13 protein-coding genes and 1 tRNA gene are annotated in these 13,933 nt (G+C 76.2%); 6 read left to right on the top strand and 8 right to left on the bottom strand.

The genetic code is table 11. The annotated features are described in order from the left end of the window. Window positions 1-19: 19 nt before the first annotated feature. Entirely contained in the window at window positions 20-1,486 is a 1,467-nt protein-coding gene (locus E4A51_RS14415) for an MFS transporter (protein ID WP_134852185.1), read from the top strand. Between the two features lie 12 nt (window positions 1,487-1,498). Here E4A51_RS14415 and E4A51_RS14410 read toward each other — a convergent pair whose 3' ends face one another. Continuing rightward, the gene (locus E4A51_RS14410; protein ID WP_134852184.1) at window positions 1,499-2,521 is read right to left on the bottom strand and encodes a D-alanyl-D-alanine carboxypeptidase family protein; all 1,023 of its coding nucleotides are present in this window, start codon (window positions 2,519-2,521) and stop codon (window positions 1,499-1,501) included. A 218-nt stretch (window positions 2,522-2,739) separates the two neighbouring features. On the opposite strand from E4A51_RS14410, the gene E4A51_RS14405 reads away from it, so the two are divergent. Together E4A51_RS14405 and E4A51_RS14400 are read left to right on the top strand one after the other, a co-directional pair. Next, complete coding sequence (locus E4A51_RS14405) at window positions 2,740-4,095, top strand: hypothetical protein (protein ID WP_134852183.1); 1,356 nt, start codon at window positions 2,740-2,742, stop codon at window positions 4,093-4,095. Between the two features lie 32 nt (window positions 4,096-4,127). After that, window positions 4,128-4,466 (top strand): hypothetical protein, encoded by a 339-nt coding sequence (locus E4A51_RS14400; RefSeq protein WP_070319756.1) that lies wholly within the window; start codon window positions 4,128-4,130, stop codon window positions 4,464-4,466. A 23-nt stretch (window positions 4,467-4,489) separates the two neighbouring features. Here E4A51_RS14400 and E4A51_RS14395 read toward each other — a convergent pair whose 3' ends face one another. Both E4A51_RS14395 and E4A51_RS14390 read right to left on the bottom strand, forming a co-directional pair. Continuing rightward, on the bottom strand, window positions 4,490-5,200 hold the full coding sequence (locus E4A51_RS14395; protein WP_046530023.1) for a LiaI-LiaF-like domain-containing protein: 711 nt from the start codon (window positions 5,198-5,200) through the stop codon (window positions 4,490-4,492). Window positions 5,201-5,251: 51 nt separating this feature from the next. Continuing rightward, window positions 5,252-5,449, bottom strand: a complete 198-nt coding sequence (locus E4A51_RS14390; protein ID WP_134852182.1) for a hypothetical protein — start codon at window positions 5,447-5,449, stop codon at window positions 5,252-5,254. 357 nt (window positions 5,450-5,806) lie between these two features. On the opposite strand from E4A51_RS14390, the gene E4A51_RS14385 reads away from it, so the two are divergent. The 3 genes from E4A51_RS14385 (at window position 5,807) to E4A51_RS14375 (ending at window position 9,195) form a co-directional block, all read left to right on the top strand. After that, complete coding sequence (locus E4A51_RS14385; protein WP_134852181.1) at window positions 5,807-7,054, top strand: MFS transporter; 1,248 nt, start codon at window positions 5,807-5,809, stop codon at window positions 7,052-7,054. Between the two features lie 448 nt (window positions 7,055-7,502). Beyond that, window positions 7,503-8,807 (top strand): hypothetical protein, encoded by a 1,305-nt coding sequence (locus E4A51_RS14380; RefSeq protein ID WP_134852180.1) that lies wholly within the window; start codon window positions 7,503-7,505, stop codon window positions 8,805-8,807. A gap of 46 nt (window positions 8,808-8,853) precedes the next feature. Further along, a complete protein-coding gene (locus E4A51_RS14375) occupies window positions 8,854-9,195 on the top strand; it encodes a helix-turn-helix transcriptional regulator (RefSeq protein ID WP_046530018.1) in 342 nt (113 codons plus the stop codon). Window positions 9,196-9,291: 96 nt separating this feature from the next. Here the strand turns inward: E4A51_RS14375 and E4A51_RS14370 are convergent. From E4A51_RS14370 to E4A51_RS14350, 5 genes are all read right to left on the bottom strand, one after another. Then, window positions 9,292-9,364, bottom strand: a tRNA-Thr gene (locus E4A51_RS14370). A gap of 78 nt (window positions 9,365-9,442) precedes the next feature. After that, window positions 9,443-10,963, bottom strand: coding sequence for an alpha/beta hydrolase (locus E4A51_RS14365; RefSeq protein ID WP_134852179.1), 1,521 nt, complete (start codon window positions 10,961-10,963; stop codon window positions 9,443-9,445). A 56-nt stretch (window positions 10,964-11,019) separates the two neighbouring features. Further along, entirely contained in the window at window positions 11,020-12,156 is a 1,137-nt protein-coding gene (locus tag E4A51_RS14360; RefSeq protein ID WP_070319761.1) for a DNA polymerase III subunit delta', read from the bottom strand. Continuing rightward, window positions 12,153-12,827 carry a dTMP kinase gene (gene tmk, locus E4A51_RS14355; protein ID WP_370297507.1) on the bottom strand — a complete coding sequence of 225 codons (675 nt, stop codon included), beginning with the start codon at window positions 12,825-12,827 and terminating at the stop codon, window positions 12,153-12,155. The genes E4A51_RS14360 and tmk overlap by 4 nt, the downstream gene beginning before the upstream one ends. A 61-nt stretch (window positions 12,828-12,888) precedes the next feature. Continuing rightward, window positions 12,889-13,902 carry a Gfo/Idh/MocA family protein gene (locus E4A51_RS14350; RefSeq protein WP_070319763.1) on the bottom strand — a complete coding sequence of 338 codons (1,014 nt, stop codon included), beginning with the start codon at window positions 13,900-13,902 and terminating at the stop codon, window positions 12,889-12,891. Between the last annotated feature and the right edge of the window lie 31 nt (window positions 13,903-13,933).

The following is a 13,933-nucleotide window of genomic DNA, read 5'->3' as shown; positions in this document are numbered from 1 at the left end:
CGCCCCGGGCGCCCCGGCCGTGACCGGGACCGTCGCGTACCGCTCCGCCGCGGGCCGGTGGGTGCTGCTCGCCACCGTGCTCGGGTCGGCCCTCGCGTTCATCGACGCGACCGTCGTCACGATCGCGCTGCCGCGCATCGCCGAGGACCTCGACGCGACGACGGCTGACCTGCAGTGGACCGTCAACGGGTACGCGCTGACGCTCGCGGCGTTCCTGCTGCTCGGCGGCGCGCTCGGCGACCGGCTGGGGCGGCGGCGCGTGTTCCTGGTGGGGGTCGTGTGGTTCGCGGTCGCGTCCGTCGCGTGCGCGCTCGCCCCCACGGTCGGGGTGCTGGTCGCGGCACGCGTGCTGCAGGGCGTCGGCGGTGCGCTCCTGACGCCCGGCTCGCTCGCGATCCTGCAGTCGACGTTCGCGGGCGACGACCGCGGCCGCGCGATCGGCGCGTGGTCGGGGCTCGGCGGGCTCGCGGGCGCCGCGGCGCCGTTCCTCGGCGGGTGGGTCGTGCAGGTCGCGGACTGGCGCTGGGTGTTCGGCATCAACGTGCCGCTCGCCGCGCTCGTCGTCGCGGTCGCGCTGCGGCACGTGCCCGAGTCCGCCGACCCGGGCGCGCAGGCGCGCGTCGACGTCGCCGGGACCGCGCTCGGGGCCCTCGGGCTCGCGGGGCTCACCTACGGGTTCACGGTGTGGTCCGAGCCGGGCGCGTCGCGCGCCGTCGTGGTCGCGGCGCTCGCGGTCGGCGTCGTCGCGCTGACGGCGTTCCTGCGGGTCGAGTCGCGCACGCGCGCGCCGCTGGTCCCGCCGCGCCTGTTCCGGTGGCGCCCGTTCGCCGGCGTCAACGCCGCGACGTTCCTCGTGTACGCCGCGCTCAGCGGCGTCGGGTTCTTCCTCGTCGTGACGCTGCAGGTCGTGGCGGGGTACCCGCCGCTCGCCGCCGGGGTCGCGCAGCTGCCGGTGACGCTGCTGCTGCTGGCGTTCTCCCCCCGCGCGGGCGCGTGGGGGGTGCGGGTCGGCCCCCGCGTCCCGATGACCGTCGGCCCGCTCGTCGCCGGCGCGGGCACGGCGCTCCTCGCCGGCATCGGCCCCTCGGCTCCGTACGTCACGCACGTGCTGCCGGGCGTGCTGCTGCAGGGCGTGGGACTCGTGATGACGGTCGCACCGCTGACGACGACCGCGCTGGCCGCGGCCCCCGACCACCTGGCCGGCGTCGCGAGCGGCGTCAACAACGCGGTCGCGCGGGTCGCGAGCCTGCTCGCGGTCGCCGTGCTCCCGCTCGTCGCGGGCGTCGGCGCGTCCCTCACCGACGCGGCGCGCCTCGCACCGGCCCACCGCACGGCGATGCTCGTGTGCGCCGGGCTCCTGGTCGCCGGCGCCGTGGTCGCGTGGGTGACCGTGCCGTCCGGCAGCGCCGCGGTCCGGCCGGCCGACGACGGCGCGGCGGGCGGCCGCCCGGACCCGGCGGCGGACGGCCCCGCGACCGACCGCTGACCGCGGCCCGCGTCAGCCGCGGTACTCGTAGTGCCAGTACTCGGGGTTCGACCCGGCCTGGCGCGCCCACGCCGGCGACACCCAGCCGTACGCCGGGCCGTGCGCGACGAGCCACGCCCGCGCGGCCGAGTCCCAGCCGTAGTCGCACGGCAGCTCGGGGACGTCGATCGCCAGCCCCGTGCCGTGCGACGACGTCCCGGGCACGGCCGCCACCGAGCCCAGCGCGGCGCGCATCGCGACCTGCGTGTCGAGGTCGCGGTAGGTGAGGTCGAGCGCGAGGTCGTGGCCGAGGGCCGCGCGGAACGCGGCGTTGAGCCGCTCGAGCGCGGCGGCGGCGTCGGACCGCAGGTAGAACGGCGTGCCGCGGGAGTCCGCGGTCCACGAGACCGCCGTCAGCGCGGACGCCGGCAGGCGGCCGTTGGACCCGTCGCCCCCCTCGGTGGGGACGGACGTGTAGAACGACGGCCCGGAGTACGTGGTCGTGCACCGGGCGCTCGTCGCGCCCCGTCCGGGATCCGGCGCGGCGGACGGCGCCGCCCGCCCCCGCGCGGCGCGTGCCGCGGCCTGCGCGGCGGCCACGCGCGCCTGCTCCGCCGCGACCGCGTCGCGCACCGCCTGCTCGGCGCCCGCGACGTCCGCGGTCAGCGCGCGCGCCCGGGCGGGCGACGCCGACGACGCGACCTGCTCGGCGGCCTCGAGCTGCGCCGCCAGGGCGCCGCGCGGCGCGTCGTCGTCGCCGACCTGACCGGCCGAGTCGTCGAGGGTCTGCCGCGCCTGCGCGACCGCCGCGTCGAGCGCCCCGCGGGCGTCGTCGAGCAGGTCGGTGGCGCGTGCCACGTCGGCGGTCGCCACGAGCGCGGTGCGCGCCTCGTGGTCGTCCCGGGCGGCGCCCCGCGCGGCGTCGACGCGGGCGACCGCCGCGTCGTGGCGACCGTCGGCGGCCTGCCGCTGCTGCGTCCCCCACGCCGCGGCGCCGGCCCCGCCGCCCAGCGCGAGGGACGCCGTCACCACGGCCACGACGGCGGATCGACGCATGCCACCTCCCCGGGGACCCGACCACGCTCACCGGGTCCCCGCGCCGCGCCACCGGGAGCCGCCGCGGCGCTCCGCAGCCCGGCGGCGGCGCGCCGGCCCGGGAGCGTCGTGCAGAGCCCGACGACCCCGGGCCGCGCATCGCCGTGAGGCAGGATCATCGGGTGGGATCACACGTTCCGGGGACTCAAGAGGGCGCCGCGGAGCGCCGATGCCACCGCATGGACACCGTCTCGCCCGTGCTCGCGACGAGGTCCGTGGCGCCGGACGGCCCCGTGCTCGCGCGCCCCCTGACGCCCGGTGAGTGGTCGCACCTCGAGCGGCTGCGCGCGTGGCTGCGCAACGACGGCACCGACCCGCACGACGCGGCGGCGCTCGACGCGCGCTGGGGGCGCCTGCTCGCGGACACCTCCGGCGACGCCCCGGCGGCCGAGGGCGTGGCCGCCGCGATCGGGATCGCCGTGGGAGACCTGCTGGTCGCCGCGGTGCCGGGGGTCGTCTGGATGATGTGCCCGGGACCCGAGGGCGCGACGCCGGGCGTGCTGCACGAGCGACGTCCGCACATGCCGGTACTGCCCGTGCTCGACGCGCAGGCGCGCCGCCGCACGCGCGTGCCGGCCTGGACGGTGGACTACGTCGCGCGCGCGAGCGCGCACCTGCACGTCGCGACGCCGGGCGTGCCGAGCCCGCACCCGTCGCCCGAGGCGTCACCCACGCCCCCGCGGCACGGTGCGCACGCGCTGCCGGACGCGCCGCTCGACGAGGGCACATGGCCCTCCGAGCCCGCGCCCGTCGCGGGGCGCCACGGCCGGGAGCCCGACACCGACCCCTCCGCCTTCTTCGTGGCGCGCCGCCCGACGTCGGCCGACACGGTCGCGACCCCGGTCGAGGCCGTCGTCGACCCGGTGACGGACGCGCCCGTCAGCGTCGCGGACGTCACCGACCCGCTCGTGCCCGTGGCGGCAGCCGGGCACGCCGCCGCCGACGGAGCCGCCGGACCGACCCCCGCGTGGGCCGGCCCCCCGGCCACGGAGGTCCCGCCCGCGGTCGCCGACCACGCGGCCACCACCCCGGACGACCTCGACGCCGACACGAACCCGACGCCCGCGGTCGCGCCGGCCGCCCCGCGCGCGGCCGCTCCCGCGACGCCGGGCCGCGGGGTGCGCGCGGGCGACCGTCCGCTGACGCCCGACGACCTGCCGTACCGGCCGTCGGAGCGCGTGCAGGACCTCGCGCTGCGCGCCCTCGAGCTCGCGCTGGAGCGCGCCGTGCGCGGCGACTGCGCACCGTTCGTGCTGACCCGCGAGGCGCACGAGGTCGAGGTCGTCGAGTTCGAGGCGTCCGACGCAGGCGTCGCGCAGGCCCGCGAGGCCGCGCGGCGCGGCGGCTGGTCCGCGGCGGCGATCGCGTGGACCACCCCGGCGGACGACACGCGCCCGTTCCCGCGGGTCGTGGTCGACGCGTCGGCGGCGGGACGCCCGGGCATCCGGGTCGCGCACGCGTTCGCGCAGGACGAGCTGGGCGCCCGCGAGGTCGGCGGGCCCGAGGTCGTCGGCCAGGCCGCCCCCGTCCTCTAGGAGCCGCCCGGGGGCGCCACTACGCTCGCGGTGTGACCGCCGCCACACCCCACGAGGCCGCGGAGTCGCGCCTGCACGCGGTGGCCGCCGCGTTCGCCGGGCGGCCCGGCGTGGTGCTGCCCGCGGACGGCCCCCGGCACTTCGGCACCGCGACGCTGCGGCTGGGCCGCACGATCGTCGCGATGACGCCGGGCGAGCACCTCGTGGTCACGTTGCCGGCCGCGCGGGTCGCGGCGCTCGTCGCCGCGGGCGAGGGCGCCCCGTTCCCCGAGGGGCGGCCGCCCATGCGCGCGTGGGTCGCGATCACGTCCGACGACCCGGGCGTGTGGCGCGACCGGATCGCGGAGGCGCTCACGCACGTCGGCGGCTGACCCTCGCGCCGTCCCGCGACGGCTCAGGCGAGGGGTGCGTCCTGGACGTCGGGGCGTGCGGACCTCTTGCCGTGCCGGATCTCGGCGCCGCCCATGATGGTCACGAGCCGCACGTCGAGCACGGGGCCGCCACCCAGCGGCGGCTCGGTCTTGTCCTCCCAGCCGCCGAGCAGCGGCAGGCCCGACGTGCGGACCTCCCACGTGCGGGGGACCTTGATGTCGACGCCGCCCCAGAACGTGAACACGTCGATGCGCGCGGCACCCTCGATGTCGGCCTCGCGCAGGTCGAGCTCGACGCCGCCCATGATCGCCGTGAGGCTCGCCCACCGGAACCGCTGCGTGCGGGTACGTCGCTCGGCGCCCCACCAGAAGGCGATGGCGGTCAGACGCCCCTCCTGCTCGGTGCGCGCCGCGGCGCCCAGCACGATGCCCAGGCCGATGAGGATCACGGCGACGGGCCACAGGTACTCCCACAGGCTCACGTCGAGCACGCGCAGCCGGTCCAGCAGCAGGACGACGCCCGCGGCGGTGACGACCACGGGTCCGAACCACGCGCGAGGCACGAGCAGGAGCGACGTCACCCCGACGAGCACGACGAGCAGCGGCCACAGCGTGCTCGCGACGGTGGCGAGGTCGATGTCGAGGACACCGGTGCGCTCCAGCAGCAGCACGACCCCGGCGAGCACGACGAGCACACCGACGAGCACCTGACCGAGCGAGCGACGACCGTCCATGCAGGTCAACCTACCGATCGTCGGGCCGTCGCGGCCGGGACGTCCAGCCGGTCAGCGGGCAGGCGCGGCCGCGGCGGCGTGCTCGGGGCACGGTGTCGCGGCGGACGCGCACACGGGGCACGGCTCGCAGCCCTCGGTGCCGTCGACCTTGTCGAACCAGGCGAGCTGCCGGCCGGCCGGGCACTCGTCGTCCTCGTGGTAGAGGTGCGCGGCGGTGCTGCGGGCGGAGTGGTACGGACGGACACGCATGTCGGCCTCCTCGCCGATGACGCCCTGCCCCGACGACGCAGGGCTGTCCTCGCAAGGTAGGAGCCCGGTCCCGCCCCGCACCAGGGACCTCGGTCCGGGGCGGGGTGACGGGCGCCGACGAGACGCTCCTCCTCCTGGACGAACGCATCGATGAATCGCACACTGGCGATATGACTGCGGACGCGGGTGCGCGGCGCGCGGCGCAGCGGAGAGACCCGCGCGCGGCCGTCGTGCTGCGCGACGCGAGGGCGAACCGCGCGTCACAGCAGGAGGTCACGCTTCACGGAGACCATTGACCACCGACTCTCTCATCGATAATCTCCGAATCATCGATATCACTCGGGAGAGGACGTCACCATGGCCGCACAGGGGCAGGACGCCAAGAACGCCGCACTCCCCCCGGGGCTCGTCGCCCTGACCCTCGGAGGCTTCGGCATCGGCCTCACCGAGTTCGGCATCGTCGGGCTGCTGCCCGAGATCGCCGCCGACTTCGCCGTCACGGAGAGCGTCGCGGGCTACCTCGTCTCGGGGTACGCCCTCAGCGTCGCCGTCGGGGCGATCGCCCTCACCGCGGCACTCGCCCGCGTCGAGCGCAAGCGCGTCCTGCTCGGGCTCGTCGTGCTGTTCATCGCCGGCAACCTCATCTCGGCGCTCGCACCGACGTACGGCGTCATGCTCACCGGACGCGTGGTCGCCGCGCTCTGCCACGGCGCGTTCTTCGGCGTCGGAGCCGTCGTCGCCTCCGACATGGTGGCCGAGAACCGCAAGGCGGCCGCCATCTCGCTGATGTTCGCGGGCCTGACCGTCGCCAACGTCGTCGGCGTGCCGTTCGGCACCTTCGTGGGCCAGCAGCTCGGCTGGCGCGCCACCTTCTGGGCGATCACCGGCATCGGGGTCGTGACGCTCGCCGGCATCCAGCTGCTCGTGCGCCACACCCCCGCCGCGCCGTCCGCCGGGCTGCGCTCCGAGCTCGGCGTGCTGCGACGACCCCAGGTGCTGCTCTCGGCCCTCGTCAGCGTCCTCACCTTCGGCGGGCTCGTCGGCGCCTACACCTACATCGCCTTCACGCTCACCGAGGTCAGCGGCGTCGCGACCGGCGCCGTCCCGTGGCTCCTGCTTCTCTTCGGCGTCGGCACGTTCCTCGGCAACCTCGCCGGCGGGCGCTGGGCCGACCACGACCTCGACGGCTCGCTCGTCGCGACCATCGGGGGTCTCGCGCTCGTCCTCGTCGGGTTCGCGGCCGTCGCGTCGATCACCTGGCTCACCGTCGTCGCGATGTTCCTGCTCGGCGCCGTCGGCTTCGCCACCGCACCCGGGCTCCAGCTGCGCATCATGCAGTTCGCGGGTGACGCGCCCACCGTCGCGTCCGGCACCAACATCGCGGCGCTCAACGTCGGCAACGCCGCCGGGGCGTGGCTCGGCGGCGTCGCGATCGCCGCAGGCCTCGGCTTCGTGTCGCCGCTGTGGGTCGGCGCGGCGCTCGCACTGGCCGCGCTCGCCGTGCTCGTGCCGACCTCGCGCGCCGCCCGGCGCGAGTCGGCGCCGCGGACCGGGCACGCCCCGGTCGCTCACGACGCCGCGACCGTCGCCCAGCCCACCACCTGAGCGTCGACACCCCGAGCGCGCACCACCTCGCGCACGACCACACACCTCCCGCGCGGCGGGGCGACCCGCCGCGCGCGGTCGCGCCCGCACGCACCGCGGGACCGCAGCACCGTCCGGCACATCTCAGGGGGGGAACCGACGTGACGACAGACGTAGCGACCGACGACGCCGTGGACCAGCAGCCGCCGGGTCCAGCCGTCCAGCAGCAGGCCGCACCGCCGCGGAGCACGTCCCCCACCGGGGACGGCTTCGCGGCGGTGGCGTTCTTCCCGGGCCTCGGCAGCCGCGACGCCTACCGCGAGGTGGGCGCCGGGACCATCGGGTCCGACCTGCCGGTCGTCCGGGAGGTCTACCAGGAAGCCGCGGACGCGCTCCAGGTCGCCGGCGGCCCCGACGGCCTCGCGCTCACCCGGGCGAACGGTGGTCGTTCGCGCGGCTGCGCGAGCGCGTGGACGACGCGCACGCGTACACGCGCTTCGCGGCGGAGCTCGCCGGCACGGCCCTCGAGGTCACGCAGGGCGAGCCGCTGCCCGCGGGGTACGTCGCGGGGCGGGTCGACGCGGTCGCCGCGACGGTCCGCGGTCTGACCACCCCCTACGAGCGGGTCACGGCGGCGTCGATCCTGCTGACGACCGTGTCCACGCTGGGCCTGACCGCCGACCCGCACGTCGCCGCGCGCGTGGGCCCGCTGGTGCGGGAGACGCTCGCGGCGGTCGACGAGATCCGGCCGGACCAGATCGCCGACGAGAACCAGGGCCGGCACGGCGACTACGAGCGCGTCGCCGCGTGGACGGCGCTCCTGCTCGCGCTGGCCCACTTCGAGCCGCACGAGCTGCCGGTGGTGCCCGACGACGCGCAGGTCGCTGCGGCGCTCGCGTCGATCGACCGCGTGCCGTCACCGTTCTTCCGCGGACGCGGCGGCTCGACGCTGCTGTCGGCGGTGGCGGTGCTGGGCGGGTCGGCCACCGTCGAGGAGCACGCGCGCTCGACGCTCGCGTGGCTGGACCGACCGCACCCGGCGGCGCTGCAGCCCGCGTTCCCCAGCACGATGTCGCCCGCGTTCGTCGCGGCCTACCCGTTGCTGACGATGCTCAACGCGATCGCGGTGTCGGGCCACCTCGAGCTGCTCGACGCGGGCCGTGACCGGCTCGCGCAGGCGACCGACCTCATCGCGGCCATGGCACCGGTCGAGCGGACCCACATGGCGCTGTACCACGTCGTCGCGCTCGACAACCTGGGGCGGCTCGACGACCAGCTCCCCGACCTCGACGCCTTCGTCGAGGACGTCGTGGGGCGGTGGCGGTCGATCGACCCGGGTCGCGACTACTTCCTGTACGGCATCTCGTACGCGTACCTCGTGCAGCTCGCCTACGTCACGGGCCGTTCCGACCTCGTGACGGACACGATGGTCGAGCGCATGGTGACGCCGTTCGCACGGCTGGGGGCGACGCCCGCGGGCCGGGCGAACCGGCCGTACCCGTTCGCCTACGTGCTCAACGTGCTGGGCGAGCTGGGACTCGCGGAGCGGCTGTACGAGCCGCGGCCGGCCTACGGGGGCGCCTCGGCGTTCGAGCACGTGGTGGACCACCTGTCCCCCGGGGGCCGGGCCGAGGCCGCGCGGCTGTACATGCTGGACCACGCGCTGGTCTCGTGGGCGCTGCGCCAGCGACCGCCCGGGTCCCCGGTGCCCGGCCGGATCGGGCGGCACCGCCTCGTGGGCGTGCACGGCGAGCCGGTGCTAGGTTCGACGTGAAGATCGAGATATCCCGAACCATCGCGATGAGGAGGGCGACTGCTCCATGCCGGTGCACGTCAACGACGACGAGGCCGTCGACACCCAGGTGCTCGAGGCGTTCAAGGCGCTGAGCAACCCCGTCCGGCTGCGCATCCTCCACTGGCTGCGCGACCCGCGCGCGCACTTCCCGCAGGAGCGCGCCATCGCCGACCCCGACGAGGTCGGCGTGTGCGTGAGCCACATCACCGAGAAGGCCGGCCTCGCGCAGTCCACCGTGTCGGCCTACATGAGCACGCTCGAGCACGCGGGCCTCGTGATCTCGACGCGCGTCGGCAAGTGGACGCACTACCGCCGCGACGAGGACCGGATCTCCCGGCTCGTCGAGGTGCTCGGCCGCGAGCTGTAGCAACAGCTCGCCGACGACGCCCGGCCCCCCGCGAGAGCCCTCTCGCACGACGAAGGCCCCGCAGCTGCGTGACGCAGGTGCGGGGCCTTCGGTGCGAGCCGCCTAAGGGAATCGAACCCTTGACCTTCTCATTACGAGTGAGACGCTCTGCCGACTGAGCTAAGGCGGCGTCGTCGTCCACCACGGCGTGACCGTGGTCGATCGGCGAGCGCGCCCACTGTACCTGCCCGGCGGCCGACCTCCAAAGTCAGCAGCGGGTGCCGTCGGCGGGCGCCTCGCCGGTGAGCAGGAACGTGTCGACCGCGTCCTTCACGCAGCGGTTCGAACGGCCGTACGCGGTGTGGCCCTCGCCCTCGTAGGTGAGCAGCACGCCCGACGACAGCTGCCCCGCGAGCTGCTCGGCCCACGCGTACGGCGTCGCCGGGTCGTTGGTCGTGCCGACGACGACGATCGGGGCGGCTCCCGGCGCCGCGTACGACTCGAGCGCCGGCACGGCCGGCACGGGCCACTGCGCGCACGACGCACCCCCGTAGGAGAAGAACTCCCCCACCGTGGGTGCGACCTGGGCGATCGCCTCGGCGTCGGCGCGCATCTGCGCGGGGTCGGCCGACGGGCGGTCGTCGAGGCACGTGATCGCCGAGAACGCCTCGTTCTGGTTCGACGAGTACGTGCCGTCGGGGTTGCGCCCGTAGTAGCTGTCGGCGAGCTGCAGCAGCGCCGTGCCGTCCCCGCGGTCGACGGCCGCGCCGATCGCCTGCGTGAGCACCGGCCAGCTGGCCTGCGAGTAGAGCGCCGCGGCGACGCCGCTGAACGCCAGCGAGACCGTGAGCTCGCGACCGCTCGTCGTCGGCAGCGGGTTGGCCCGCACCCGGTCGAACAGCGTCGACACCGCCGCGAGCCCCGCGTCGACGTCACCGTCGAGCGGGCACTGCGCACCGGTCTGGCAGTCGGCGACGTACGCGCGCAGCGCGTTCTCGAACCCCGCCGCCTGGCCCGCGGCCACCTGGCCGGAGTCGAGCGTCGGGTCGAGCGCGCCGTCGAGCACGAGCCGTCCCGCCCGCTCGGGAAACAGCGCGGCGTACGTCGCACCCAGCTCGGTGCCGTACGAGAACCCCAGGTAGGTCAGCGCCTCGTCGCCGAGCGCCGCGCGCAGCACGTCCATGTCGCGGGCGGCGCTCTGCGTGTCGACGTGCCCCAGCAGGTCGCCGGTGCGCTCGAGGCACGCGCGGCCGAGCTCGCCGTTGCGCGCGGCGGCCTCCGCGATCCCCGCGTCGGTCGAGAAGTCCGGGACCCACGCGGTGAGCGCGTCGAGCTGCGCCGGGTCGACGCACGTCACGGGCGCCGAGTGCTGCACGCCCCGCGGGTCGAACGCGACGAGGTCGTAGGCCGCGAGCACGTCACGCGACACGACCTGCCGGAAGAAGCTCATGGAGTCGATGGCCGACCGCCCCGGGCCGCCGGGGTTGACCAGCAGGGAGCCCACGGGCGAGCCGCCGCTCGCGGGGACCCGCCGCAACGCGATCTCGATCGTGTCGCCCTCGGGGTCCGACCAGTCGAGCGGCACGGTCGCGTCGGCGCACTGCTCCTCGCCGCACGTCGTCCACTCCAGGACCTGGTCGTAGAACCGCGCGAGCGCGGGGTCCGTCGTGCCGGACGACGCGGCGGACGTGGGTGCCGTCGCCTGGTGACGGGGCGCGAGGCACCCCGTGAGCGTGAGGACCGCCAGGACCAGGAGCGCGCACCGGCGCAGGGCAGGACGCGTCGGCATGCCCCTACGGTAGTGCGCCCGCCTGCGCGCCGGACCGTGGTGCGGTGCCGCGCACGTCACCCCTGGGGTCGCAGCGCGATGGCCATCGCCTCGACCGCGAGCAGCGGCGCGACGTTCCCCGCGAGGCGCGTGCGGGCGACGCCGACCGCGTCCATGCGGCGCAAGGTCTGCTCGGGCGTCGAGCCGGCCGCGAGGGCGCGCACCGCGTCCTCCTGCTCGACGTTGACGAGCTCGACGTCGGCACCGAGCTGCACCACGAGCACGTCGCGGTACAGCGACAGCAGGTCCACCATCGCGCGGTCCAGCACGTCTCGCTGCGCGCGCGTGGCGCGACGCTTCTGCTCCTCCTCGAGCTGCCGCACCTGGGCCCGCAGCGCCGGCGGCAGCGTCTGCGCTCCCTGCGCCCCCAGGCCGCGCAGCAGCTCGGCGCGCTCGGCCGCGTCGCGCTCCTCGGTGGCGGCCTTCGCGTCGGCCTGCGCGGTCTCGACGAGCTCACCGGCGGCGAGCACCGCGTCGCCGACGCCGCGCACGCGGGACGCGAGCGACAGCACGGCGGCGCGCCGCTCGCGCGCCTGCGGGTCGCGCGCGAGCCGCCGGGCGATGCCGATGTGGCTCTGCGCGGCGCGGGCCGCGACGTGCGCGGTCCTGGGGTCGGCCCCGTCGCGCCGCACGAGGAGGTCGGCGACCGCGTCGACGGGCGGCACCCGCAGGCCCACCGACCGGCTGCGCGAGCGGATCGTGACGAGCACGTCCTCGGGGCTCGGCGCGCACAGCAGCCACACCGTGCGCTCGGGCGGCTCCTCGACGGCCTTGAGCAGCACGTTCGCGCTCTGGTCGTTGAAGCGGTCGGCGTCCTCGACGACGATCACGCGCCAGCGACCCTGCGACGGCGAGCGCTGCGCGAGCTCGACGAGCGGACGCGTCGCGTCGACCCGGATGAAGACGCCCTCGGTCGCGACGAACGTGACGTCGGGGTGCGCGCCCGCGAGGGTCGTGGTGCACGCGTGGCACGTGCCGCAGCCGCCCCGCTCGCACTGCAGGGCCGCGGCGAACGCGCGCGCCGCGTTGGACCGCCCCGACCCCGGGGGGCCCGTGAGCAGCCACGCGTGCGTCATGGCCGCCGGGTCCTCGACCGCGCGGCGCAGCACCGCGACCGCGGGCTCCTGCCCGACCAGGTCGTCCCAGACGCTCACGCGTCGCCCCCCAGCAGCGGTGCCAGCCGCGCACGGACCTGCGCCGCGAGGTCCTCGGCCGGCTGGGACGCGTCCAGCACGAGCCACCGGTCCGGGTCCTGCGCGGCGCGCGCGAGGAACGCGTCGCGCGTCCGGCGGTGGAAGTCGGCGCCCGCGGACTCCAGCCGGTCCGGGTCCCCGGTGAGGCGCGCGAGCCCGACCGCCGGGTCGAGGTCGAGCAGCACCGTGACGTGCGGCAGCAGCCCGCGCGCGGCCCACAGCGACAGCCGCTCGACCTCGTCCGCACCGAGCCCGCGACCGGTGCCCTGGTAGGCGACCGACGAGTCGAGGTAGCGGTCGGTCAGCACGACCGCCCCGCGCTCGAGCGCGGGGCGCACGAGCGACGCGACGTGGTGCGCACGGTCCGCCGCGTACAGCAGCGCCTCGGTGCGCGGGTCGAGGTCCTCGCCGTGCAGGATCGCCTGCCGCAGCTCCAGCCCGAGCGGTGTGCCACCCGGTTCGCGCGTGACGACGACCTCGCGCCCGCGCGCGGCCAGGTGGTGCCCCAGCAGGGCGACCTGCGTCGACTTCCCGACGCCGTCGCCGCCCTCGAAGGACACGAACAGCCCGGTGGGCCCACCACCCTGCGCGCGCGGGACGTCGGCGGGCACGGCACCAGGGTCAGGGGTCACGGCGTCAGGCTAGCCGCCTGCGCCGACACCACCGGCACCGGCCCGACCCGCTGCCGACCCGTCAGGCCGTCGGCTCGCCCGGGTACGCGACGCCGACCTGGCGGCGGATCTCGTCCATCGTCGTCATGACGTCGAGCGTGCCCTGCCACGACATGCGCGGGCTCTCGGTGTCGCCGTCGGCGATGCGGCGCGCGACCTCGGCGGCCTCGTACTGCAGACCGCGCTGCGCGGGCTGGTCGAACGTCCACTCGCGGCCGTCGCGGCGCGCGAGTCGGAACGACGTGGGCGCGTAGAACGGCCCGGCGACACGGATGTACCCCTCGGTGCCCGAGATCGACGACGTCGTCGGCGTCTTCGACCACAGCGTCGTGCTGAGCGTGGCCTGCGTGCCCTCGCCGTACTCGAGCACCATCGAGACCTGCCCGTCGACGCCCGTGCTCGTGAGCTGCCCGAACGCGTGCACCTGCGACGGCACGCCCAGGAAGTCGTGCGCCCACGCGACCGGGTACACGCCCAGGTCGAGCAGCGCACCGCCCGCGAGCGCGGGGTCGTACAGGCGGCTCGCGGGGTCGAACGCGAAGAACTGGCCGTGGTCGGCGCGGATGTTGACGATGTCGCCGATCTCGCCCGAGTCGATCACCTGGTGCAGCGCGGCGACGTGCGGCAGGAACCGCGTCCACATCGCCTCCATGACGAACACGCCGGCCTCGCGCGCCGCGTCGAAGACCTCGCGCGCCTCGGCGGCGTTGCGCGTGAACGACTTCTCGACGAGCACGTGCTTGCCCGCGCGGATCGCGAGCAGCGCGTGCTCGCGGTGCTCGGAGTGCGGCGTCGCGACGTACACCGCGTCGACCTGCTTGTCCTCGACGAGGTCGCGGTAGCCGACGTGGGTCGTGGGGATGCCGTGCGCGGTGGCGAACCGCTCGGCGCGGTCCTTGTTCCGCGAGCCGACCGCCACGAGCTGCGCGCGCGTGAACTCCCGCACGGAGTGGGCGAACTGGCTGGCGATGCCACCGGCACCGATGATGCCCCAACGGATCGACGGGGCGGTGCGCGGGTCCTCGGTGCGAGCCATGGCACCAACCTAGTGCCCGCCGCCGACGCGG

The sequence above is a fragment of the Cellulomonas sp. HD19AZ1 genome, assembly GCF_004535805.1.
Classification (GTDB): domain Bacteria; phylum Actinomycetota; class Actinomycetes; order Actinomycetales; family Cellulomonadaceae; genus Cellulomonas; species Cellulomonas iranensis.
Note: the sequence above shows the minus strand (reverse complement) of the source record. Positions and strands in the feature narration are given on the sequence as shown.

Coding starts and splice junctions, on each gene's coding strand:
- E4A51_RS14410 (WP_134852184.1), bottom strand. CDS start 2,521: ATGCGTCGATCCGCCGTCGTGGCCGTGGTGACGGCGTCCCTCGCGCTG.
- E4A51_RS14405 (WP_134852183.1), top strand. CDS start 2,740: ATGGACACCGTCTCGCCCGTGCTCGCGACGAGGTCCGTGGCGCCGGAC.
- E4A51_RS14395 (WP_046530023.1), bottom strand. CDS start 5,200: ATGGACGGTCGTCGCTCGCTCGGTCAGGTGCTCGTCGGTGTGCTCGTC.
- E4A51_RS14390 (WP_134852182.1), bottom strand. CDS start 5,449: ATGCGTGTCCGTCCGTACCACTCCGCCCGCAGCACCGCCGCGCACCTC.
- E4A51_RS14385 (WP_134852181.1), top strand. CDS start 5,807: ATGGCCGCACAGGGGCAGGACGCCAAGAACGCCGCACTCCCCCCGGGG.
- E4A51_RS14375 (WP_046530018.1), top strand. CDS start 8,854: ATGCCGGTGCACGTCAACGACGACGAGGCCGTCGACACCCAGGTGCTC.
- E4A51_RS14365 (WP_134852179.1), bottom strand. CDS start 10,963: ATGCCGACGCGTCCTGCCCTGCGCCGGTGCGCGCTCCTGGTCCTGGCG.
- E4A51_RS14350 (WP_070319763.1), bottom strand. CDS start 13,902: ATGGCTCGCACCGAGGACCCGCGCACCGCCCCGTCGATCCGTTGGGGC.